The sequence below is a fragment of the Paraburkholderia sp. NPDC080076 genome (genome assembly GCF_050281145.1).
Classification (GTDB): Bacteria; Pseudomonadota; Gammaproteobacteria; order Burkholderiales; family Burkholderiaceae; genus Paraburkholderia.
Window position 1 is genome coordinate 175212 of the sequence record NZ_JBNNWQ010000006.1, and the last position, 23108, is coordinate 198319.

At 60.6% G+C, this 23108-nt stretch carries 15 protein-coding genes and 2 pseudogenes; 11 read left to right on the top strand and 6 right to left on the bottom strand.

From position 1 onward, the window contains the following. The first annotated feature begins 7 nt into the window (after positions 1-7). The 7 genes from ACQKRQ_RS24650 to ACQKRQ_RS24680 all read left to right on the top strand — a co-directional run bounded on the left by ACQKRQ_RS24650 (position 8) and on the right by ACQKRQ_RS24680 (position 10488). Entirely contained in the window at positions 8-1465 is a 1458-nt protein-coding gene (locus ACQKRQ_RS24650; RefSeq protein WP_427480011.1) for an NAD-dependent succinate-semialdehyde dehydrogenase, read from the top strand. Between the two features lie 272 nt (positions 1466-1737). After that, positions 1738-2784: a cupin domain-containing protein gene (locus ACQKRQ_RS24655; protein WP_427480013.1), complete on the top strand. Its 1047-nt coding sequence runs from the start codon at positions 1738-1740 to the stop codon at positions 2782-2784. Positions 2785-3091: 307 nt separating this feature from the next. Beyond that, positions 3092-4201 (top strand): Gfo/Idh/MocA family protein, encoded by a 1110-nt coding sequence (locus tag ACQKRQ_RS24660; RefSeq protein ID WP_427480015.1) that lies wholly within the window; start codon positions 3092-3094, stop codon positions 4199-4201. Between the two features lie 1240 nt (positions 4202-5441). Then, complete coding sequence (locus ACQKRQ_RS24665) at positions 5442-5645, top strand: hypothetical protein (protein WP_427480017.1); 204 nt, start codon at positions 5442-5444, stop codon at positions 5643-5645. A 74-nt stretch (positions 5646-5719) separates the two neighbouring features. Next, entirely contained in the window at positions 5720-8197 is a 2478-nt protein-coding gene (locus ACQKRQ_RS24670; RefSeq protein ID WP_427480019.1) for an ATP-binding cassette domain-containing protein, read from the top strand. 8 nt (positions 8198-8205) lie between these two features. Then, the gene (locus ACQKRQ_RS24675; protein WP_427480021.1) at positions 8206-9222 is read left to right on the top strand and encodes an ABC transporter permease; all 1017 of its coding nucleotides are present in this window, start codon (positions 8206-8208) and stop codon (positions 9220-9222) included. A gap of 195 nt (positions 9223-9417) precedes the next feature. Beyond that, a complete protein-coding gene (locus tag ACQKRQ_RS24680) occupies positions 9418-10488 on the top strand; it encodes a porin (RefSeq protein WP_132379596.1) in 1071 nt (356 codons plus the stop codon). A 130-nt stretch (positions 10489-10618) separates the two neighbouring features. On the opposite strand, the gene ACQKRQ_RS24685 is transcribed toward ACQKRQ_RS24680, so the two are convergent. Then, the gene (locus ACQKRQ_RS24685; protein WP_427480023.1) at positions 10619-11497 is read right to left on the bottom strand and encodes an alpha/beta hydrolase; all 879 of its coding nucleotides are present in this window, start codon (positions 11495-11497) and stop codon (positions 10619-10621) included. A gap of 1248 nt (positions 11498-12745) precedes the next feature. On the opposite strand from ACQKRQ_RS24685, the pseudogene ACQKRQ_RS24690 reads away from it, so the two are divergent. Both ACQKRQ_RS24690 and ACQKRQ_RS24695 read left to right on the top strand, forming a co-directional pair. Beyond that, positions 12746-13962, top strand: a pseudogene (locus ACQKRQ_RS24690) (porin). Positions 13963-14507: 545 nt separating this feature from the next. Beyond that, on the top strand, positions 14508-15338 hold the full coding sequence (locus tag ACQKRQ_RS24695) for a 3-keto-5-aminohexanoate cleavage protein (RefSeq protein WP_427480025.1): 831 nt from the start codon (positions 14508-14510) through the stop codon (positions 15336-15338). Between the two features lie 60 nt (positions 15339-15398). On the opposite strand, the gene ACQKRQ_RS24700 is transcribed toward ACQKRQ_RS24695, so the two are convergent. The 5 genes and pseudogenes from ACQKRQ_RS24700 to ACQKRQ_RS24720 all read right to left on the bottom strand — a co-directional run bounded on the left by ACQKRQ_RS24700 (position 15399) and on the right by ACQKRQ_RS24720 (position 20203). Continuing rightward, positions 15399-15872, bottom strand: coding sequence for a ferritin-like domain-containing protein (locus ACQKRQ_RS24700; protein WP_408291805.1), 474 nt, complete (start codon positions 15870-15872; stop codon positions 15399-15401). Between the two features lie 497 nt (positions 15873-16369). Next, positions 16370-16554: pseudogene (locus ACQKRQ_RS24705) on the bottom strand (Crp/Fnr family transcriptional regulator); the annotation flags it as partial. Between the two features lie 21 nt (positions 16555-16575). Further along, positions 16576-18822, bottom strand: a complete 2247-nt coding sequence (locus tag ACQKRQ_RS24710) for a molybdopterin cofactor-binding domain-containing protein (RefSeq protein WP_427480027.1) — start codon at positions 18820-18822, stop codon at positions 16576-16578. A gap of 10 nt (positions 18823-18832) precedes the next feature. Beyond that, on the bottom strand, positions 18833-19306 hold the full coding sequence (locus ACQKRQ_RS24715; protein WP_427480029.1) for a (2Fe-2S)-binding protein: 474 nt from the start codon (positions 19304-19306) through the stop codon (positions 18833-18835). Between the two features lie 57 nt (positions 19307-19363). After that, the gene (locus ACQKRQ_RS24720) at positions 19364-20203 is read right to left on the bottom strand and encodes an SDR family oxidoreductase (protein ID WP_427480030.1); all 840 of its coding nucleotides are present in this window, start codon (positions 20201-20203) and stop codon (positions 19364-19366) included. Positions 20204-20306: 103 nt separating this feature from the next. Here ACQKRQ_RS24720 and ACQKRQ_RS24725 point away from each other — a divergent pair, with 103 nt between their 5' ends. Beyond that, positions 20307-21248, top strand: coding sequence for a LysR family transcriptional regulator (locus ACQKRQ_RS24725; protein ID WP_408434464.1), 942 nt, complete (start codon positions 20307-20309; stop codon positions 21246-21248). Between the two features lie 628 nt (positions 21249-21876). Next, positions 21877-23004, top strand: a complete 1128-nt coding sequence (locus tag ACQKRQ_RS24730) for a porin (RefSeq protein ID WP_427480032.1) — start codon at positions 21877-21879, stop codon at positions 23002-23004. Positions 23005-23108: the final 104 nt, after the last annotated feature.

Below are 23108 nucleotides of genomic sequence, written 5' to 3' on the forward strand. Positions count from 1 at the left end.
GGCCACCATGAGCACCACAACCGCACCTTACGAAACACTCGCCCTCTACATCGGTGGCCGTTTTCTGAGCGCCGATGGGCGGCCCGAACAGGATGTGATCAACCCTGCGACTGGCAAGGCGTTCGCCCGATTGCCGCACGCTACGCCCCAGGATCTGGATGACGCCGTGAGCGCAGCGGCCGATGCATTCCAGGTCTGGCGGCACACCCCGGCAATCGAACGCTCAACGCTGCTGCGCCGCGTTGCCTCGTTGATCCGGGAGCGAGCTCCGCATATCGCCCGCAATATTACGCTCGACCAGGGCAAGCCTTTGACTGAAGCCATTCAGGAAGTACTCAGCTGTGCTGAGCACGCTGAATGGCATGCGGAGGAATGCCGGCGTATTTATGGGCGCGTGATCCCGGCGCGTACACCGGGTGTGCAGCAGACGGTCTCCCGTGAGCCCATAGGTGTTTGCGCTGCGTTCACACCCTGGAACTTTCCCTTCAACCTGGCGCTACGGAAGGTGGTCGCTGCCTTGGGCGCGGGCTGCACGGTGGTACTCAAGGGCCCGGAGGAGTCGCCAAGCGCAGTGGTGGCGCTGGCGCGCATATTCCACGATGCGGGTTTGCCAGCGGGATGCCTCAACGTCGTCTGGGGCGTGCCGTCCGAGGTTTCCCGGCATCTCATCAACGCTCCCGCGGTGCGAAAGATTTCGTTCACTGGCTCCATCTCTGTCGGCAAACAGTTGGCGTCGCTGGCCGGCGCGCACATGAAGCGCATGACGATGGAACTGGGCGGCCACTCGCCGGTGCTGGTGTTCGATGATTCCGACGTAGAACAGGCAGCGCGTTTTCTGGCGCGCACCAAGACACGCAATGCGGGTCAGGTCTGCATGGCACCGAGCCGCTTCTTCGTGCACGAAAAAGTCTATGAGAAGTTCGTGGATGCCTTCGCTGCGGAGTACGCGCTACTCCGGGTTGGAGACGGCCTCGATCCCCAGACCCAGATGGGACCGCTGGCCCACGAGCGACGTTTGGACGCAATGCAGGCCCTGGTGACGGACGCGCGGGAGCGCGGGGCATCGCTGGTTTGCGGTGGCAGCCGGCTGACTAAAACAGGCTACTTCTTCGCCCCGACCATCCTAACCGGCGTGCCCGATACCGCACGCCTGATGGTCGAGGAACCGTTCGGACCCGTCGTGCCGGTAACGAAGTTCAGTAGCACTGAAGAGGCTTTGTCACGTGCCAACGCGCTGCCATACGGCTTGGCCTCCTACGTGTTCACCAGTTCGATCGCGACCGCCGAATACGTTGCGGGCCGTATCGAAGCCGGAATGGTCGGCATCAATCATTTCGGCCTGGCACTGGCCGAGACGCCGCTGGGTGGCGTGAAGGATAGCGGTATGGGCAGCGAAGGAGGCAGCGAGACGTTCGATAGCTACCTCGTGACCAAGTTCGTGTCGCAGGCCAGTCGGGTGCCCTGACATTAACGTGACCGGAGCCAATCGTCCGTGACCCCCGTACGAGCAGACTGGGGTGCATTTGTGAGAACGCGTTCGTATGGTGCCCTCGGCCGACTGCATCGGCACCGGCCGCATCGCGAGCGAAGAACGAATACCGGCCTTGGTGGGCAAGCCAGGCAAATCATGATGGGAAATGCCAGCACGCCAATTGCCATATGAACTTTGCTTGCCGACGTCGACAGAGGAGGCAAGAGGCGACGGAGGCAGTGTTGGAGAACGAAGGAGGTGGACAAATGAGTGGCAAGCCGCATGATGCAGGCTCCCCGCCGGTGCAACTCTGGAGCCGTGACGGATTTCAGGGGGCGCTGTCAGTTGTGACCCGGCCGACCTACGCGCCTGATTATCTTTCCGTGCAGGGGCCGCACGCACCGCGGCGTGCCGTCCTTGAGCGCTTGACGCCTGACGATCAGGACGACCCCGAGGCGCTTCCGACCACCGTGGCGACTTCCCGGCTCGGCGTCAGACTGCATGTGTCGGGACGGCGCAAGCCCATGCCGTATGTGGTGCGCAACGTCGAAGCGGACGAGATTCATTTCATCCAGTCCGGCACGGTCAGGTTCGAAACGGACGTGGGCTGTCTCACGGCGACGGAAGGGGACTTCGTCTGCATTCCCCGATCCGTCGCGTACCGCTATGCACCGACGGGCGATGCCATGCGAAGCCTCATCGTCGAGAGTCCCGCGGCCCTGAAACTCGCGCCGCCCGCGCCAAGTGGCCTGCTCAACGTTGCACGCGATCTGAAGTTCGCCGAGATCGATTCCAGCATCCCGGCCGGCGGCCCGACGCGGCTGGTGCTGAAAACCCTCGACACCGAGAACACGGTCTTCATGATGTCGCATGATCCGCTCGCGCTCGGCATGCGCCTGTCGGAGTCCGTCCCGGTGTGGAAGCTTAATCTGGCCAATATCCAGGTTCACGCCTACCTGCCTGAGGGCGGTCCGCCGAGCCAGTTTCTGTCATCAGGCACGGGCGACATTCTGATGTTCAACCTCAGTGCGCGCCCCGGGGGGCGGCCGCCGGTTCACATCAACGCCGATTTCGACGAGGTGATCTGTTACGTGCGGGGCCCGGGCGCCTGGGGCGGTTGCACGGAACCCGGCACGTTGACCTGTGTGCCAAAGGGGGTCATCCATCACGGGCCGTCGGAGGACGTTCCTGAGGGCTATCAGGCCTGGTTGCTGGAAACACGCGCGACCCTGCGTTGGACGCCGAAGGCCCTCGCTGCTTCGGAGCTGATGGAGACGGGCCAATACCGGCCGCATCCGAATGTGGGCAAATGACCGGCGTGACGTTACGCGTCGATGTCCTTGAGGCGTAACAGCCCAGACGCTCGGACATGCGATGCAGCATTGAAGGCACCATCAGCCGTCTTGAATGAGTGAAGTTAGTTCGTTAAGCCTTTATCCCGCTGTTTCAGGTCTGCATCGAGCGGCTCGGACGAAGCGCTGTGTCTAACGCGTTGCCCGGGCTTCACGTCAGCGTGCAGGCCAGGTCGGCTGGCGTGCCGCGAGCGGGATTCTGTTCGAGCCGTACCTGACAAAAAAAGGGCGGCCTTTCTACAAACGACTGAATGGTTTCGAGGATGCAATGAAAAAACGCTTTCGAGTGGGAATCGTGGGAGTGAGCACGGAACGCGGTTGGGGTACGACAGCTCATATTCCTGCGCTGCGTGCGCTGTCCGACGTATTCGAGACCGCCGGCGTGGCAAACACCAGTCTCGCGAGCGCAAAGGCCGCCGCGGCTGCCTTCGGCATTCCGCGTGCGTTCGAGAACGTGGCGGAGCTAGTGGCCTCCCCGGATATCGACGTCGTGGCCGTAACGGTCAAAGTTCCCCATCATCGTGAAGTTGTCACCGCGGCTTTGGAGGCGGGCAAGCATGTCTATTGTGAATGGCCACTCGGAAATGGCCTTGCAGAAGCGATCGAGCTTGCAGAGCTCGCCAAGCAGGCCAAGGTACGGGCAGTGGTGGGCACCCAGGCCACTGCGTCGCCCGAGGTCGAATTCGTGCGCAAGATCGTGGCTGACGGATACGTAGGCGACGTGTTGTCGTCGACTTATCTTGGCTGCGGCCCTACCTGGGGTGACGAAGTCACGCGCGGCGACTCGTACGCCATGGATTCGCGCAACGGCGCAACCATGCTGTCGATCATTGGTGGGCATGCACTTGCTGCCGTGCAAAGTGTGCTCGGCCCCGTCTACGAGGTGGAGGGCGTGGTGTCGCAGCGCCGGAAGACCGTGCGCATCGTCGAGACGGGCGACTCGATCCCGATGAAAACACACGATCATGTGATGGTCAATGCCGTTTTGAAGTCGGGAGCACCATTGTCCCTAGAGCTTCGGGGGGGCCTGCCGCGCGGCACGCGCCTGCTGTGGGAAATCAACGGAACGCTGGGCGATTTGCGCATTACCGCGACGAATGACCAGGCTCCCGTCATTAATATCTCGCCACTGCGCGTGGAGGCTGGCCGCAGGGGCGAACAGGGGTATAGCGAGGTTGAGGTTGCGAAGTCTCACTACTTCGATTTCGCGGATACGGACTTTGCGCGGAACGTGGCGGCCATCTATCGGCAGATGGCCGAGGATCTGGTTCAGGGAACCAACATTGCCCCTGATTTTGATGCCGCGGTAGCCCTTCACAAGGTGATTGATGCCATCGAGAGGTCGGATCAGACGCGCAAGCAGGTGCGAATCGAATGACCGGCGTCCAGATCGTGGATTCGTTGAGCGGTCGGCAAAGAATGGTTTTATCAGAATTGACAGCGATCCTCGAAAAGAGGATCGCCGATCTTGTTTGACGGGAGCTCAATCCTCGTTTGCTTGATGTCTGAAGATTCGGCGATGCCATCGTGTCGTGCCGGGAGAGGGAGGACGTCTGTTGCCTTGAATGGCATTGAGCACGTAGCCGGCCTGAACGGAACGATTGCGCACGGCACGAGATGATATTCGAGGTCCAGGAGGGGCAATGCCGCTACCTGGTCGTCAACGCGGCGAACCGCCGAGCCTCGCACAGCGCGTGCACACAATATCTGCGATAGCCCGAACACTGTCGCCGTTTCGGTCGTCGCCCGCTCGACGATCGACTGGCACCGCTCCCGCGAGCGTGTCCAGTTACGACTTGCGCATCTTCCCTATCTGCACGCCAACCCGCGAGCCCGCACTGCTGGCGGGCTCATCCGTCTTTGCTTTGCACCACGCTCAAGAATAACCAGGCGATCACGGAGTGCAGCGAAGATGCGTCACGCGGTCAGTTGCGGCATCGCCGCTCGCAGTCGCGCCCTCTTTGAGACGACACCCATGTGAAATCCGTGACCCATGCGACATGGGTAGGGAGATTCCCCAGGGCCCTTGACTTTGTTCATTCCGAAACACATCATCCTATATAAATCGATCGTAGATAGCATCGTCGTATTTGAAATGATATGCCGAGAGCACGGATGTGATGCTGCGCATCCTGATGGCTTCTCGTTGACCAACTGCCGTCGGTCCTCTTGTGTGTCGGTATTGCTAGTTACTTATTTGTAATTCCGACAAGAATCTGTCGGGCAGAAAGAAATTCAGGCTGGTCGTCCGGCCCGCAGTGGATTCGTGCTTTTCGAGTGGCCCAAACGGAGGACGGCCTATCCGGTCTCCGTGTTTGCAAGGCTCCGGGTGGAGGCAAAGGCGATGCAATTCAGCAGTCGAATCCTGGGCTATGCCGGCAAGTCACACCTCGCCCCGCATTCCTCTGTTCGTTTTCGAACTATTGCATTCCGCTCTCGAAGCAATCCGCACTCACTGCCGGAATTCAAATTCTACTTAATAAATCTCATGCAGACAAAAAAAAGAACCAGAAAGGCACGTTCTCTTGTCAATAGTTCGTAGGACATAGCAATGCAACTAGTGAGCGCATTGGCAACATTCAACAACGGAATCAAGGATCAATATGTTCGACTCGCCTATGGCCTGGATAACTGGCACGCAAAACACGGAAGACCCGCGCGATTTCATGAAGGCCTCCTTCGACAGGTTTGAAGTCGATGCAGCGTACCGATTCGGCGGCGCACTCGCGAAGATTGCCACGGCGTTTGGCGCCTGCGTCTTCGGGACGGCCGCATATGCGGCGGGCGACTCCGCGACCAACCATCAGAGCCGCTCCGCCTGACGCAGATCTCTCCTCCGCGCTTCCTACCGACAAGTTCAAGGAAGTATTTGCACAGTAATTGTTCGAGACGAATCATGAATGACCAGAAAACGCTGCTGCAGGTCGATGGTGTCACCAAGATCTTCCCCGGAGTCCGGGCGCTTGACGACGTGACGTTCTCGGTGGTCGAAGGCGAGGTACACGGTCTCGTTGGCGAGAACGGGGCAGGCAAGTCCACGCTCATGGCCGTCGCGTCCGGCGCCCTTGTTCCGGAGAAGGGACGCGTCGTGATCGACGGCACGGAAACGCGAGGAGACACGGAGCAGGCACGCCGGTTGGGGTTGGCTATCGTACGGCAGGAACCGGCGCTCATGCCCGACCTGACCGTAGCGGAAAACCTTTATCTCGGCGTGCCTGCCGAGCAGCGTCCATCCTTGATGGAGGTCGCGCAATGGGCGCGAGGCCTCCTGAGGCAATGGAGCGCCGATGTTGCAATCGATGCGAACGAGCGCGTGGTGAGCTTGGGCCCCGAGCAGCGGTTCATCGTCGAAATCGTCAAAGCGCTTGCTGCAAAGCCCAAGGTTCTGGTCCTCGACGAACCTACCGAACATCTGTTGACGGAAGACGTCGAACGTCTGTTCGAGCGCATCCGCAAGATAACGGCTTCGGGTTGTTCGGTTGTCTATATCTCGCACCGGATCCGCGAGGTGCAGAGAATTGCGCATCGCCTGACGGTTCTTCGCGACGGTCAGGGCCAGGGCACCTATGAGGCCGCGGGCCTCAGCGAACAGGAGATCGTCGAACTGATCGTTGGCGGTGCGCTCGACCGCGACTTCCCGGCCAAGGGTAACAATGGTGGCGCAAGCGTCGTTCTCGACGTGACGAAGCTGCGTGGTGCCGGCTTTACCGACATATCGGTTCGGGTCAGGAAAGGCGAGATTGTCGGCCTCGCGGGGATCGACGGCAACGGCCAGCGAGAGTTCATGCGAGCCCTCGCGGGACAGACGCGAAGCCGCGGTAGCGTCACGGTGGCCGGCATTCCCGCGAAGCTTCGCAACTCGCAGGCTGCCGCCGATTCGGGCATCAGTTATCTGCCGGGCGATCGTCATCGCGAGGGAATTTTCGGCGAATTGTCGGTGCGCGAAAATTTTTCGATCCGTAGTCTCCCATTCGATTCGATCAAGGGATGGGTGAGCCAGCGCAGCGAAGCAAAGCGCGCCAGGGACGCCGTGACGCGCTTCGCTGTCAAGACGCCGTCCATTGACACGCCTATTCGTACCTTGTCGGGCGGTAACCAGCAGAAGCTTGTGCTGGCGAGTGTCCTCGCCAGTCATCCCAAGGTGTTGCTGGTCGACGAGCCGACCCAGGGCGTGGACATTGGCGCACGGATGGAAATCTACAAGGTGCTTCGCGAGGCCGCGGCCGCAGGCACCGCCGTGATCGTCGTTTCGTCGGATGCGCACGAGGTGGCGGGACTCTGTGACCGTGTACTCATCTTCTCGCGCGGTCATGTCGTCACGGAGTTGGACGACAACGCCGTCAGTGAGAACAACATCACGTCTGCCGTCTTGACCGCAACGACTGAGCGGGAGAAAGGCGCTTCCCGGACCTCCGGCGTTTGGAAGTGGGCTGCTGGGGATTGGGCGCCGCTCGTGATGCTTGCCGTTGCAGTCTGTGCGCTCGGCATGTATGCGGCGCACGTCAATCCGACCTACCTTTCTGCGCGAAACCTCAGCGGCATGCTGGCGCTCGTGGCGACACTGGCCATCGTCGCATACGGGCAGCAGATGCTCATGCTGGTTGGCGGGATCGATCTTTCGGTCGGGCCGCTCATGGGGCTGATCGTCGTCATACAGTCGTTCTTCCTGACGGATGGCGCCTCGCTGGGCCATCAGCTCTCCGGGTGGGTGATCGTGTTGCTCGTCGCCCTTGCGGTCGGACTCGTGAACTGGATGCTTGTCGGCCCGTTCCGGTTGCATCCGATGGTGGCGACACTCGCGACGTACATGGCGCTTCAAGCGGTGTCGCTGCTCCTGCGCCCGGTTCCGGGTGGCCTGATCGCGGATCCCATCGTGGAGTCGATCGGTGCGCAGATCGGCGTCATGCCCATTGTCGCGATCGTGGCAATCGTGATTGCCGTGGTGCTCGAAATCGCGTTGTTCAAGTCGAGGGCCGGTCTCACGCTGCGCGGCGTGGGCTCCCGCGTCGAAGCGGCGCGGATGTCCGGTGCCCGCCCGCAACTGACGTCGCTCGCCGCGTACATGGGGTGTTCGTTTCTTGCGGGCGTCGCTGCCGTGCCCATGATGGCGCAGGTCGGCACTGGCGACCCGAGCGCCGGCATCAACTACACGCTCGGAAGCGTCGCAGCGGTGGTGATCGGCGGTGCAAGCCTGTTTGGCGGACGCGGCTCCTTCGTCGGTTCGCTGCTGGGTGCGCTCCTCATCATTCAGGTGAATGTCGTCACCTCATTCCTCGATATTGGCGACTCGTGGCAGTCGTACCTGTTGGGCGGGATGATCCTCGCATCAGTCGCGCTCTATTCCAAGAGCAGAGAAATGGTGGTGGCGAAATGAAAAACGCAATGCACAATCAGGCGGAAGTTATGTCGGAATTCCTTGAGCCCTCTAAGTCGAAATCAAAAGCAAAACCGGCACGGCTACCAGCGGTTGATGAATTCTCATGGATCTGGGTCGGGCTGATCCTGCTCTTCGCGTGCAGTTCCATCGTCGCGCCGGGCACGATGACGCGAGGCTCAATTTTGGCCATGCTTCCGTTCGCTGGCATTCTTGCGATCGTCGCGACGGGCCAAACGCTGGTCATTCAGCAGCGCGGGTTGGACATGTCGGCAATCGGTATGGTTTCGCTCGCCGGCATTGTCATGGCCAGGACGGGATTCGCATTCAATTCCATCGTCCTTGCCGTCATTTTTACTGTTTGCGTCGGCGGGATCGTCGGAATCATCAATGGTGCGCTCATCTCGAGGGTCGCGATTACGCCGCTGGTGGCGACGCTTGCCGTCAACGCGCTGCTGATCGGCTGCGCCCGCTCGTTGACCGGTAACGTTCCGGTTGCAGTGCCGACCGTCATGCAAACCATTTCGCACGCCCAGTTCCTTGGGCTACCGGCCAACGTCTGGTTCGCCTTCGCGTTCGTGACGACCGCGTGGATCATTACCCGCAAGACCACGGTAGGGCGCAGGTTCGTCGCCGTGGGGGTGAACCCGCGCGCGGCTGAAGCCGCAGGCGTCAACGTGCTGAAGTACAAGATTGGGGCGTACCTCGCCTCCGCCGTTTGCTTTTCCGCGGCGGGCGTGCTGCTCGCCGGATTCATCGGAAGCGCTTCGCAGACTTCGGGTAATGACTATCTCCTGCCGGCGGTTGCGGCCGTGGTGGTCGGAGGCACGCCGTTCACAGGCGGCAGAGGCAGCGTCGTCGCGAGCGCTGTGGCCGCACTGTTCATGGCGCAACTCGGTCAGCTCGTGCTGGCGCTTGGTGCGGGCCCCGCGGCTCAGCTCCTCGTTCAGGCCTGCGCGATTCTGCTTGCAACCACCGTCCGCCATCTGCCATCCGCGATAAAAACGTTTCGCAAGAGGTCGTAGCGGAAAGTAGTAGCGGGTGTCCGCGCCATTATGTTCCCGGTGCCCGTGGTAGCTCGAAAAGCGGCAGTTTCGGGGTTGGGACCTTGGAGCGGGAAGCCGGTTACGACCAGCCTGACCTTGCAAGCCGATTGCAGCGACCCGAAAGAGGTCGTCAAGCGATTTTTGGAGACTCTTTTTTAAAGTAAGGATAACGAAATGAGAAAGATCATTTTCTGCGCGGCTGTCATGGCACTTGGTGTCTGCAATAGTTACGCGCAGAGCACCGTGACCCTGTATGGACGCGTCGCAGCGGGCATTGACTTTGTGACCAACGTTGCGACGCCGAACGGTCAGTCAAAAAACAACTTCAGGTTCGGCAGCAATCAGTATGGATACAGCTGGTTCGGCCTGAAAGGCGACGAAGACCTCGGAGGAGGTCTGCATGCAGTCTTCAAACTCGAAAGCCTCTTCACTTCCGGAACAGGTGAGATTTTTCCCAACTCGCTTTTTACCCGCGACGCGTATGTAGGCCTGTCCAACGACAAGTTTGGAAGCATCTGGTTTGGACGGGCGATGAGTCTCACCGACGAAACTGGCTGGTATATTGACCCGCTTGGAGAACAGGTGGGAACAGGCATTGCAAACTTCGCTTTCGGACGGGCGTGGGGTCCCCGATCGAACGTCATTACTTACAACTCGCCGATCTGGGCTGGCTTCTCTTTCCGGGTACAAGACGGTTTTGGCAACGAGGCAGGTAACTTCCGGGGCGGACGTCAGTTCAGTGTGAGTGCACAGTACACGCTCGTGAACTTTGCTGCGTACGGAGTGTACGAAGAACTCCGCGACGACAACGGAAAGTTCTCGGGGCTGTACACCGCGTCGCGTGAATACATGGCAGGCGCCACCTACCAGCTCGGTGGGCTGAAGTTCTACGCGGGCTATCAGCAGCTTGTCTCGTCAGGGCAGGATACGGTTGCCGACTCTTTTAACCCCTACGCGGCGACGCGGAGCCAGCAAGAGTGGATTGGTGCATCTTATCAGGCAACCCCCGCACTCGCCTTGCAGGCTGGCTGGTATCACGGCAACGTGAATCACGGCGGCGGCACCGGAAATCTTGCTGCCATCGGCTCAACCTACAACCTGTCCAAGCGGACGTTCCTCTACCTGACGGTCGGGGCCATGTTCAACGGAAAGCCGTCAGCGTTCCCAGTTGAAACGGCCGATTCGCAACCGCTGCCGGGGCACAACCAGCAAGGCGGCTACTTTGGCATCATGCACTTCTTCTGAGTGCAATTGATGACCTTGACGCGCGGCCGGCGCTTGATCGGCGCGACGTTCGCGAGGTCACGATCCGGGGCGCAGACATGGTCTCTCATGTGGCGGCGTCCCCGGTCGATCAACCCATGCGGGTGCCCCTTCACGAGCCTCTACCCGACTGCAGTCTCTCCGTAAGAAAGTTGCCGATGGCATCGAGAGCCTGTGCCGAGGCCTTCAACGTTCCGATGCTGCCATGGAATCCGTGCGGCATGCCCAACCAGACATCAACTCGCGCATCGACGCCTGCGGCGACCGCACGCTCGACATACAGGCGCGAATCGTCCAGCAGGACTTCATCGTCTCCCACGTGAACGCGGATGGGCGGCAAGCCGGTCACGGGCGCGTGAAGCGGCGAAGCCAAGGGATGTCTGGGGTCAGCGTCTCGCAAGTAGGCATGGACGAGTTCCGACACTTGCGCGCGCGCGAAAAGCGGATCGGCGTCCGCACGGGTTTCGTAAGTCGGGCCCGAGAGCGTCAAATCTGTAACGGGTGACAACGCAACCGCGCCCACGAGTGTCGCCTTCGCGGCGACTTCTCCGTTGGCGATGCGCGAAGCTAGGATCAAGGCAAGATTGCCACCCGCCGAGTCGCCGGTAACCGCAATCCGGGAAATGCCGCTCTCGCCGAGCCCAAGATAGCAGGACAGCACGTCATCCACTGCTGCGGGGAAAGGATGTTCAGGCGCCAACCGATAATCTGGGACGAATGCCTTGACTCCGCTCCTCCCGGCGATTTGGGCGACGAGGTGGCGGAATGCGTTGGCGGATCCAAAGTTGAACCAACCGCCGTGAAGATGGAGTATCGCTTCGTCAGGCCGGCTATTTCCAGGGTTGACCCACAGCCCAGGAATGCCGCCGACCGATCCGGATTCGAATGTCACGCCCGTGTAGGGTAAAACGCGTTCCATCATCGCGTCGAACGCGCCACGTCCCTCGACTCCCAGCCGCATGCCTTTGGCGGAACGGGTCACGGCGCGCATTGCCTCGGTGATCTTCCCATCTTCCGGATCAAGCGGGTGTGTCACGATGAAAGCGCTCGACAGATCGCCATTGGATGAATTTTGCATGTTCAGTTCCTATACACAGATCCATTGATCGTCCTGCCGATCACAACCGGTTCTCGTCGCCGCGCCTTGGCGTTTTTCCTCAACTAGCAATTGCCGGGAGCGGCCACGCGGAACCTCAGGTGAGAACCCAGGACAAACTCGGTGCTCCTTCCAGTCCGAACGTCTCCGTTGCGGTCAGCGAGCTGGCGCGACACGCTTGCATCGACAACGGCGCTCACCTGCGGCAGCGGATCAATCGAAATCATAGACGTCATTTGGCCATGGGGGGCAGCCAGGAGACAAGTCACTAAAATGGGAAGCTTCGTTTCGCGCGTCGAACGATTTGCATCCGCCACGGGATTACGCGTTGTGGCACGGGTGGTGACGTATGGTGATGCGTTTGTGAAGCAAGTCCGGTACAACACTGGTGGCGCGATTCGAATACTGTGGCTCGTCGTGCGATTATCCTTCCGGCTATTGGAGCCGAGTTGTACGGTAAAGCCTTGCTAGATGTGGAAAACACAGTAACGCCACCGGGTCAGCAACAGAATGCGTGGTTTTCCTGTCGCCTGTTTGCGAGATCGAGACGTGAGAGCAGGTCAGGTTTTCCCTGCCTGTTGTCACATCGACATCTTCCGAGCTGCAAGGTGGTGCAACGAATTGATGTATCGTTTTGCCTTACCTGGAGGACGTTTGTCGACAGGAAGGGAAGAGCGCCGAACCCACCGCGAGAACCACTCTCCGGTTGATCTCTTGTTCATGCCGGTAGGCTGTGCGCGCTGACAATCCTCTGTGTTATTGCGGCAACCCGGAATTGAGCGAATCATTCGTATGGTTGGGAGGCATGCGTATGACATTGACTGTGATGGAATTCGGTCGCGATGGGGATGTCCGCAATTCGAGCGACTGACGGTTTTGCCGTGCGATTGTTCCGATCAACTTCCCCAAACCGACTGCGGCCAGCCTAAAGTGGCGATCGGCAGCGCAGCGCATGTTGGAATGTCGGCTTGGCAACTCGCGTGCCTCGTGCAGCTCGTTTCTCACCCCAATTTCGCGACATTCGCCTGTTTCGCCGGTAGCACCCGCTGCATAACTTGCCTATCATGCAGTGCGCCCTTCCTGATCTGCCGCAGGCCCACGGTAGCGCGCCTAGACAGATACCTCCGCCGCAAAAGGATCTGAATGAAAAGCAACGGTGCCTATGTCAGCGCGCTTTTTATCTTCGGCACCGTATGCGTTGCCGCACCCGCGTTCGCGCAAAGCAGTGTCACGATGTACGGGATTGTCGATGCAGGGCTTGTTTACCAGAGCAGCCAGACGTCGCTCGGCTCGACGGTCAACGGCCATTCCAACGTCAAGCTTGGTCAGAATATCTGGAATGGCAATCGCCTTGGATTCAAGGGGATTGAGGATCTTGGGGGTGGCACACTGGCCGTGTTTACGCTTGAGTCCGGGTTAACCTCCTTAGCGGCACCCAGCAGTTCGCGAATGCCGGGTTCAGCAGACAGGCGTTCGTGGGCCTGACCAATGCGAGCTACGGTACGCTTACTGCAGGCCGTCAGTACACCTCGTATTACTCCCTGGTGGGTCCGTATGGCCCCACGACCTGGCTAACCGGTTATTTCGGAGCGCACGCCGGTGACATCGACAATTTGGACGTGATATACCGCGTCAATAACTCCCTTGTCTACAAGTCGCCTGCGTTTTACGGCCTCACCATCAGCGGCTCCTACTCGCCTGGCGCGGTGCCTGGCAGTTTAAGCCGGGGTTCGAGCTGGAGCGCTGCGCTCCGGTATTCAAGTGGGCCGCTGGGCGTCGCCGCGGGCGTCGAGCGATTCAACAACTCGACGCTGGGAGGCGGCGCTTGGGGGGCAAACTCGACCTTGAACTCGGGCGGCCAGCCTGGCGTGTCGGCGCTCACCAATGGCTATCAGACGGCGGCCGCCCAGCAGCGCGTCGCGGTCGCAGGCTCCTACGCGTTCTCGGCGGCGTGGAATGTGTCGGTATCCTATTCGAACGTTCAATACATTCCTGGCGTGGGCTCGGCGTTCCGGGACGAGGCGATCTTCAACACGGTCGGCGCCGTGCTGCATTTTCGCGCGACCGCGGCAGCCGACCTGGCGGCGGGCTATAGCATCACGCGCGCGACCAAAGCGAACAGCATCGCCAGCGCGGCACAGTACGAGCAGTTCAATCTGGCGGAATCGTACAACCTTTCGGCGCGCACGATGCTGTACGCGCTGCAGGGCTTCCAGCGGGCGCATGGCCAGACACTGGGCACCGCCGGCGCCGGCAACGTCATCAATGCAACCGCGACGATCGGCGACGGCTTCAACGCGGCGCCGTCGTCGAGTCGCAGCCAGTTTGCATGCGCCATCGCCGTATCGCACCGGTTCTAGATTCGCCACTGCGGTGTGGGCGACATGCCCAGGGTGGTCTTCAAGCGGAACGCCAGGCAATAACGCGTCTGGGCTACCGGCGGGCAAGGGATTTTACTTGGGACATCGAAGGCGCGGGCAGTTTATCGAGGCCTTGCCTCCGGGCATTCCCTAGGGTCTTGAGGTACCTAATCGCAGACTCGTCGAGACGCTCGAATTGGATGAGAGGTTGAGCAGAACACTCACGGCGGCGAAGCTGTCGCGGGCGGTTTGACTTAGGCAGATTCGCTATAGCTAGGCCTGTCGGCGATAGGCTTGACGAGGCGACTTCATGCGCTACCTTTTGCTGTTCAACTGCCATCTCAACGGGCCGCACGTCGATGAGTTGTAGTAACGCGGACGAGCCGCCGGGCGTTCTCGCGTTCCGTCTGTCCCCAATACGTGGTCCTCATCGCGCGCATTTGAACTAGACTTGGAACACGTGGTGTACCGGCATTTCGCCGGGCACGCGGCCATGATCCCTCGCCCTATAGGCGGGACGTAAACCTTGAACTGGAGTGTGAGCCATGAGCGAACCGTGCATTATCTCCGTTGCCATCACAGGCTCAGTTCCGCGCAAGAAGGATAACCCGGCTGTGCCGATCACGATCTCCGAGCAGATTGAAAGCACGCACGAAGCGTACGAAGCCGGAGCATCGCTGGTTCATCTGCACGTGCGCGACGAGCAGGAGAACTCCAGTTCCGACCGGTCGAGCTTCGCCTCTCTCCAGGAGGGCATCCGGAAACACTGTCCTGACATCATCATTCAGTTTTCGACAGGCGGTCGTGGCCGTTCGTTCGAGCAACGCGGCGCGATGCTCGATCTGCGCCCGGATATGGCATCGCTCGCAACGGGTTCTGTCAATTTTCCGACAACTGTCTATGAAAATCCGCCAGACTTTGTGCGTGCGCTTGCGCAAATGATGCTCGACCACGATGTCAAACCGGAGATCGAGATCTTCGATCTGGCGATGTTGTACAGCACAGGGGACCTCGTGCAACAAAGGCTGCTGAAATCTCCCGTGCACGTTCAGTTCGTGATGGGTGTAAAAAATGCGCTGCCCGCGCGTCGCGAGATTCTTGAGTTCGAGGTGAAACAACTCAAGGCGCTACTGCCGGACGCAACGTGGACCGCCGCCGGTATCGGACGGCATCAGTTGGAGGTCAATCACTGGACTCTCGAACTGGGCGGCCACTGCCGCACGGGTCTGGAAGACAATGTGCGCTGGGACAAGGACACGCTGGCGAAGAGCAACGCGCAACTGGTTGCGCGCGTGGCCTCGTTGTGCGGCGAATATGGCCGGCCGGTGGCGAGCGCCGCCCACGCGCGTGTCATGCTGGGTCTTTCTGCCAGATAGCCCGAAGGGGCGCGCCGCCGTCCGTGGCGCGCCCCGCACATGCCGCCATAGTCCGTTTGATCAGGGTTGGCCCGCCTGACGTTCAGTCGACGTCGTCACTTCTCCAGGGCGGCGCAGCATCTTGTCGACTTCGCCCGCGTGCATCTCTTCGATATGGATCATCTGGCGGGCGAACTCCTCGAGTGCAACGGAGCGGTCCTCGACCAGCGCGAGCAGTTCGCGATAAAGCGTCAGCGCTAGGTTCTCGGCTTGCAGCGATTCGCGGAGGATCGACGAGATATCGAATGTGTGCGAGTCGAGGAGGGGACCGATCGCAAGCGACGGATAGGCGCCCAATGTGGTGATCCACTCTCCGACCTGCTGTGCATGCAACAGCGATTCGTCGGCCTGCTCGCGCAGCCAGGATCTGATCGGAATGCGTCCGAATCCGAAAACAAGAAACGAGTAATGCGTATATCGAACGACGCCGGCCAGCTCGGATTCGAGAATCCGGTTCAGCACCGCAACGACGTCTTCCTTGTCTATCTCTGCCATTTGGTATCTCCTTTTATCGCACCGCCGCAGACACATTCCGAGATTCGCCGTTCGTGTCACGCCACATGGTCTTGACGGATATTGATTAAATGTAGTCCCGCAAGGCGATCGCGCAAGGTGTTAGTTCGTACGGACGCGTTTGCGTCGGCCAGTGGCGAGAGGGAAGGGCATCTGTTGCAGGGCTAGAACGCGGTCTCTGTAAGCTGACCGGCCGCCGGTTCCGGCGCGGGAGGCATTGATGGCTGCGACCGAAAGAATCGCCGATAGCCGGATCGGGAATCTGCCGGGTCCGATTCAGGCATGACGAAAGGAGCAATGTTGCTTCCCGTATTAGCTCACCTCTCGGTTCATTTTCGCGAATTAAGAAACGCAACTAACCGTCTAGCGGAATGTACTACCCGGCAACTTCGCACCCCGTCTACAGAACCGGGGGCTGCTGATTCAGCAAGTGCCTGATCGATCGCTTCGTTGAAGCGAATGACGTCGTCCAGATCGGGTGCTTCGGTCATGCCGGCTCTTGGGACCCCAAGCATGTTCACAATGAATTCAAGGGTGATCTTCTGTTCGTTCAGCGATAGGCGGTCGACGGTGAGCGGAGCCATCTGCACATTTGCTGGTCTATCGAGCGATGCCGTATGCAAACGACCTTCTGGGCCATCTGCGTGATCAATGCCTGGGTATATCCGCTGCTGACTATGACGGGTCAGGCCAGGTTGAACGGCAATTGGCGCTGCGGCTTGCCGGTAAGGCTCGCAATGGCGTTGGCAAACGCGGGCGCCAGCGGTGGCAGGCCGGGCTCGCCAATGCCGGTGGGTGCGTCGGCGCTCGGCACAATGTGGACATCGAACGTCGGCGTGTCGGTGATGCGCGCCACCGTGAAGTCGCCAAAGTTGCTCTGCTCGACGACACCGTTCTTTAGCGTGATGGCGGAGCCTGGCAGGCACATCGACAGCCCCATGACCGCTGCACCCTGCACCTGTGCCTCCACACTGCGCGGGTTCACGGCCAGATTGCAATGCACCCCACCCGTGACACGGTGCAGTACGGGACGACCCTCTTGCAAAGAGGCCTCCACCACATAGGCCACCACCGAGTCGAAGGACTCGTGCACGGCCACGCCCCATGCGCGACCGGTGGGAAGCTGCTTCTTCCCGTAGCCGCTCTTGTCCACCGCCAGCTTCAGCGCAGCGCGGTGACGCGAGTGCTTGTCACCGAACAGGCTCATACGGTAGGCCACCGGGTCCTGCTTTGTGGCGCGCGCGATATCGTCGAGCAGGGTCTGCATCACGTAGGCAGTGTGGGTGGAACCCACGCTGCGCCACCACAGCACTGGGACGTTGGTCTTGGGGTGATGCACGGTCAGGCGCACCGGCAGCGGATAGGGGTGACGCATGCCCTCGGTGGCCGTGGCGTCGATGCCGTTCTTCACCTGGAATTCCTCGAATACCGTGTCCGAGGTAATGGACTGGCCAACAATGACATGGTCCCACGCGAGCACCTTGCCGCGCTCGTCGAAGCCGATGCGTGCGTGGTGCAGGTGCATGGGGCGATAGTAGCCGCCCTTGATGTCGTCCTCGCGGCTCCAGAGCGTGCGCACCGGCGCGTTCAGGCCGGCGGAACGGACGGCCTTGGCGACCTCGCATGCCTCGACCACGTAGTCGCTCGTGCCCACGAAACGCCGGCCAAAGCCGCCGCCTGCCATCTGCACATGCATTTTCACCTGCTCGGGCTTGAGACCCAGCACGCGCGCGGCCGCGACAGCGTCCAGGCCGGGGCACTGGCTGCCGACCCACAATTCGGCTAGCCCGTCGGACAGCTGGACGGTGCAGTTCAGTGGCTCCATCGGCGCGTGGGCCAGGTAGGGGAACACGAACTCGGCTTCCAACCGGTGTGGGGCGGTAGCTAGCGGTGCCATATCCGCGTCGAACTGGCGCGGGCCCGGGCGACCAGCCTGCTCGCGGTACTGGGCCAGCAACCGTTCGCTATCCACCTTCTCGACCGAGGCCGTGTCCCACTGTAGCTTCAGCGCATCGCGCCCCTGCTTTGCCGGCCAATAGCCGTCGGCCACCACGGCCACACCCTCGCCACCGCGATCCAGCGGCACGCGCAGCACGGCCTTAATCCCCTTGATGGCGCGCGCAGCGCTGTCGTCCACCGTGGTCAGTCGCGCGCCGAACACGGGCGGATGCGCCACCACGGCGGTGAGCTGGCCGGACAGATGCGTGTCGATGCCGTATTCCTGATGTCCACTGCTCTTGGCCCGCGCATCGAGGCGCGTGGTGGGGCGGCCAATGATGCAGAAGTCCTTGGGGCTCTTCAGCGTGACCTTCTCGGGCACGGGTAGCGCCATCGCAGCTTCTGCCAGTTCGCCGTAGCTCAGCTTGCGGTTACCGGCGCCCAGCACAGTGCCGGCCCGCGTGCGCAGCGTGGCGACGTCCACTTTCCAGCGTGCTGCCGCCGCGGACAGCAGCATGGCCCGGGCACGCGCGCCGAGCTCCCGGTACTGCGTGAAGCTGTTCTTGATCGACTGGGAACCACCGGTGAGGTGAATGCCGAAGAGCGGGTCGACGTAGGCGGGGTCGTTCGAGCCCTGCCGGCTGCGCACCAGATTCCAGTCCGCGTCGAGCTCCTCCGCCAGGATCATCGGCAAACCGGTTTGCACACCTTGGCCGAACTCCAGGCGGTTGATGGTTACCGTGACCTCGCCCTTGGGACCGATTTGCACAAAGGCCGATGGCTGTTGCGTCGGCTTCAAGGCGCTGGCCGTCCGGCCGCTGCCGGTGGTTCGGCCTATGGCCGGGTAGGGAAACACGCCAAGCGCCAGTCCGCTGGCACCCACCAGCTTCAGGAAGCTGCGGCGCGGCAGCGTGACCGCTTCCCCAGTGCGGCACCTGGTCAGCAGGTGCTGCAGGGCACGTGGCATTTCGCTGTAGTCGAATTCAGGCAACATGGTGGCTCCTTCAGGTCAGGGCCCTAGCGGCATCGGCCACTGCGGCGCGAATGCGGGCGTAGGTGCCGCAGCGACAAATGTTGCCCGCCATGGCCGAGTCGATCTCGACGGCGGTAGGCTGCTTGCCGCGGGGCAGCGACTTCAGGAACGCCGTGGCGGTCATGATTTGGCCACTTTGGCAGTAGCCGCACTGCGCTACGTCGTGCTTGACCCACGCTGCATGCACGGCGGCGCCGACTTTGTCGCTGCCGTTGGTGGTGGCTTCGATGGTGGTGATCTGCTTGCCCTGGGCCGCCGATATCGGCGTAATGCAGGAGCGGATGGCCTGCCCGTCCAGATGCACGGTGCAGGCGCCGCACAGCGCGGCGCCGCAGCCGAACTTCGTGCCGGTCATGCCCAGCGTGTCGCGCAAGGCCCAGAGAATGGGGGTGTCCGGGGCGACGTCGACCGTGTGCTCACCACCGTTGACGTGGAGCGTGCTCATGATGGGTCAGTCCTTCGCAGGTTAGGTGTGTCGTGGCAAGTGCACCTCGCTTCGCGATCAGAAGCTGCCGTCCGTCGACCTGGAAAGCGCCTCATGGGTGTGCACTGCCTTCAATCGGGCCTCGACAGCTGGCCCGACCGCCGCCAGTGCATCGCTTCCGGCCACGAACACCCTGGGCGGAGTGTCCATGCCCACAAGCTCTACCAAAACGTGGCCGAGCTTGTTCGGATCGCCAGGTTGCTTGCCCGCGTAGGGAGACCACATCGCCTCGGCGCTGACCTCGGCGGCTGCGTAATCGTCGATACGTTTGTCGGGCCACTTGGCGTTGGCGGCGTCCAGCAGATCCGTGCGGAAGAATCCCGGCTCGACCACCGTAATCTTGATGCCGAACTTTCCGACCTCCTCAGCCACAGCGAGCGAAAGGCCCTCCACCGCAAACTTGCTTGCGCTGTAGGCGCCGCAGTGCATCAAGCCGACAGCGCCTGCCACGGAACTGACGTTGATGATGTGCCCGGACCGCTGCTTGCGCATGACCGGCAGCACTGCCCGCATGACATGACTCACGCCCCAGAAGTTCGTCGCAAAGAGGTGTTGAATGTCTTGCGTTCCCAGTTCCTCGTAATTGCCCAAGAGGCTGTACCCGGCACTGTTCACGACCACGTCGATATGACCGAACTTTCTTTGCGTCTCTTCGACCGCCGCCGCTACCTGGACCTCGTCGGAGACGTCCAGCCGGAGAATCTCCAGGTTCTCGCCGGCCAGGTCGCTCAGGGCATTGCCCACTTTGTCCAGGTTCCTCCCTGTGGCAATGACTCGATCACCCGCCTTCAATGCGGCCTTGGCCGTACCAGCGCCGATCCCGCTGCCAGCACCCGTGATAAACCACACTTTGCTCATGCTCAAACTCCCAGTCCTTAGTCATTGCCCTTCACTCTAGGCAGATTGACTGAGAAGAAAAACACCCTGGTACTGAACACGCTTTGAAGATATTCTTCAAAGTATGAGACTCAATCAGCTTGATGGACTGCTCGCATTCTGGAAGGTCGCAGAGCACCGCGGGTTTTCTGCCGCCGCGGCAGCGCTCGAGGTCTCGCCTTCTGCGCTCAGTCAGGCGATCCGCCACCTGGAGGCCCGGCTCGGCGTCAGGCTTCTCAACCGGAACACGCGCAGCGTCAGTCTCACTGAAGCCGGACAGGCATATCTGTCCCGGATCGGGCCGGCGTTAAGCGACGTGCTGGAAGCCGGGGAGCAGCTTCATGAGCTTCAGGGTCGGCCATCGGGCATCCTGCGCATCAACGCAGCGCGAATCTCGACTGCCATGGTCCTCCAGCCGCTGCTGGCCGGGTTCCTGAAGGCCTATCCCGACGTCCACGTGGAGCTAACGAATGATGAGGGCTACGTGGACATCGTCGAAAGAGGGTTCGACGTTGGCATTCGAATGGGAGAGAGTGTTCAGAAAGATATGATCGCTCTGCCTCTCGGTGGGCCGGTTGGCGTATCCATCGTCGGATCCCCCCGTTACTTCAAGAAGCATCCCGTGCCACGGCACCCATCCGATCTGATCCATCACAACTGTGTGCGATTCAGGTTTTCAGGCAGCGGGGCAATTTACAAGTGGGAGCTCGCCGTCGATGGCCGTATCGTCGAGTACGAGATCAGCGGCAATCTCACTATCAGCGACTCATTGTTCTCGGTTGAGGCTGCGCTGGATGGGATTGCCCTGGCGTATACGTTCGAGCAGCTCGCGCTTCCTCACATCCGGGCCAGGAAGTTAAAGCGCGTCTTGAGCAGCTTCTCACCGACTTTTCCGGGGTTCTACCTGTACTACCCCAGCAGACGCCAACAGCCTGCCAAGCTGAAGGCGCTGGTGAACTACGTGCTGGCGCATTCCAGCCCCGATACGATTGGAACGTCAGCAACGGTGCCGGCGAAAGACGTGTAGTAGCACGCCCATTTTTTTCGGCGGCCGAAAGTCCGCGTCGGCACGTATGGGAGTCCGATGAGGTTTCCCTGATTCCAGAGTCCCCATGCCCGAAACTGGCTGTTGATCCTGCATGACGGTTTCTGTCCGATGACTGGTGCACCAATCTGCGCCGCGAGATTGATCATTCTCGCGACCTCCAGTTCGTCGGACGTCCGCCGCACCATTGTCGCCGGTCGCGGTACATCGCAACCGGCAAGGAACGAATGACCACTATCCGGCATTGCCACTATCGGGGAGCAGCCCGCCAACTCCAGACATCGGACCGATCAAGCGCGCGGTCACTCGAACGTCTCCTTCACCTTGCGGATTCAATCCGTCGACCACCGATTATTGTCCGCGGCAATGGGATATTGACATGAGTTGAAAACGCCATCGCAGTCAGGGATCCAGATGGCCGTCCCTCAAAGCACACCTTAACCATTCGCTCAAGTCGAACGCGGTTTTATTCAATATGCCTGTGGCGCCACGCTGGCAAAATTTCAGTGCGTTACAAACAAACGAAAAATGTGGTCTACATCAGGACGGCGACCGTCCCGAGCTCGCTGCCAGGGCAAATTGTGGATCACTACAGGAGACAGCGACGACCATGAATTACAAGACCGCAGTTTGTGTCTGCGCCGCGTTGATAGGCATTACGCCGGCATGGGCGCAGGACGAAGAGGATGGCAAGGCCGCAGGCGCTAGCATGGTCACCATATATGGTTTGATCGATCAAGGATTCGAATACGTCAACAATGTGGCCAAGGGTAAATCCGCTACCACCAACGTTTTCCGCACAGGGGACGGGACTGCAACCTCCTATTTCGGAATTCGCGGTAGCGAGGATCTTGGCGGGGGCACGAAGGCCATATTTGACTTGCAAGGCGGCTTCATGCCAAGCAACGGAACCTCGAGGCAAGGCGGTCGTCTATTTGGACGGCAATCCTATGTCGGTCTCGATGGAAAATTTGGTCGTCTGACGTTCGGCCGCCAATACACCATGCGGTTTTATGCGACCTCGTTCATCAATCCATTCGGAACGGGCGCACAAGGCCTCACCACGCTTGATAACGGAATTGCTAACGCTCGGGCTGATAACTCAATTAGCTACCGCTATTTCCTCGGCGATTTCGAAGCGGGAGTGAACTATAGTTTCGGCCGCGATGCCGTCAATGGAGGTAGCGCCGCCGCCTCGAATTGCCCGGGCGAAACGACACCGTCGAATCAATGCCGGGAATATTCGGCAATGATCAAATACGAGGGACATACCTGGGGCCTCGCCAGTTCCTACGAGCGGAACTACGGCGGCACCTCGGCAACATGGGGTGGACTCACGTCGCCGAAACTCACAGATAGCCGGTTCACGCTGGGCGGCTACTTCAAGATAAGCAAAGCCAAGTTCGGCGTCGGCTGGATCAGGCGCGATGACGAAGGCATCGCGACGCCGAAAAGTAACCTGTTCTGGTTGACGGGCACAGTGCCCGTGACCCCGTTCATTTATTTCGACAGCATGCTGGCGCAACTCAAATACGATCATTCGCCCAATAAGGCACTGGTGATCGTTTTGCGCGGCGAATACTTGCTGTCCAAGCGCACGTTCCTGTATGTGACCGGAGAGCGCATCCATAACGACGGCAATCTCGCTCTTTCAGCGACTACCATTACACCCGTCCCCACCCCGCCCGCGGGCGGGTCGCAGATTTCCGTCATTGCGGGTATCAGGCATACATTCTGAGTCTCGTGCGAATGCTCGCGCGTCGTCACGCATTCTCTACCTGCTGTCCGCGCGGACAGCAAAACCGCACGGGGCGACCACGACGTCACGCATAGTACGACGGC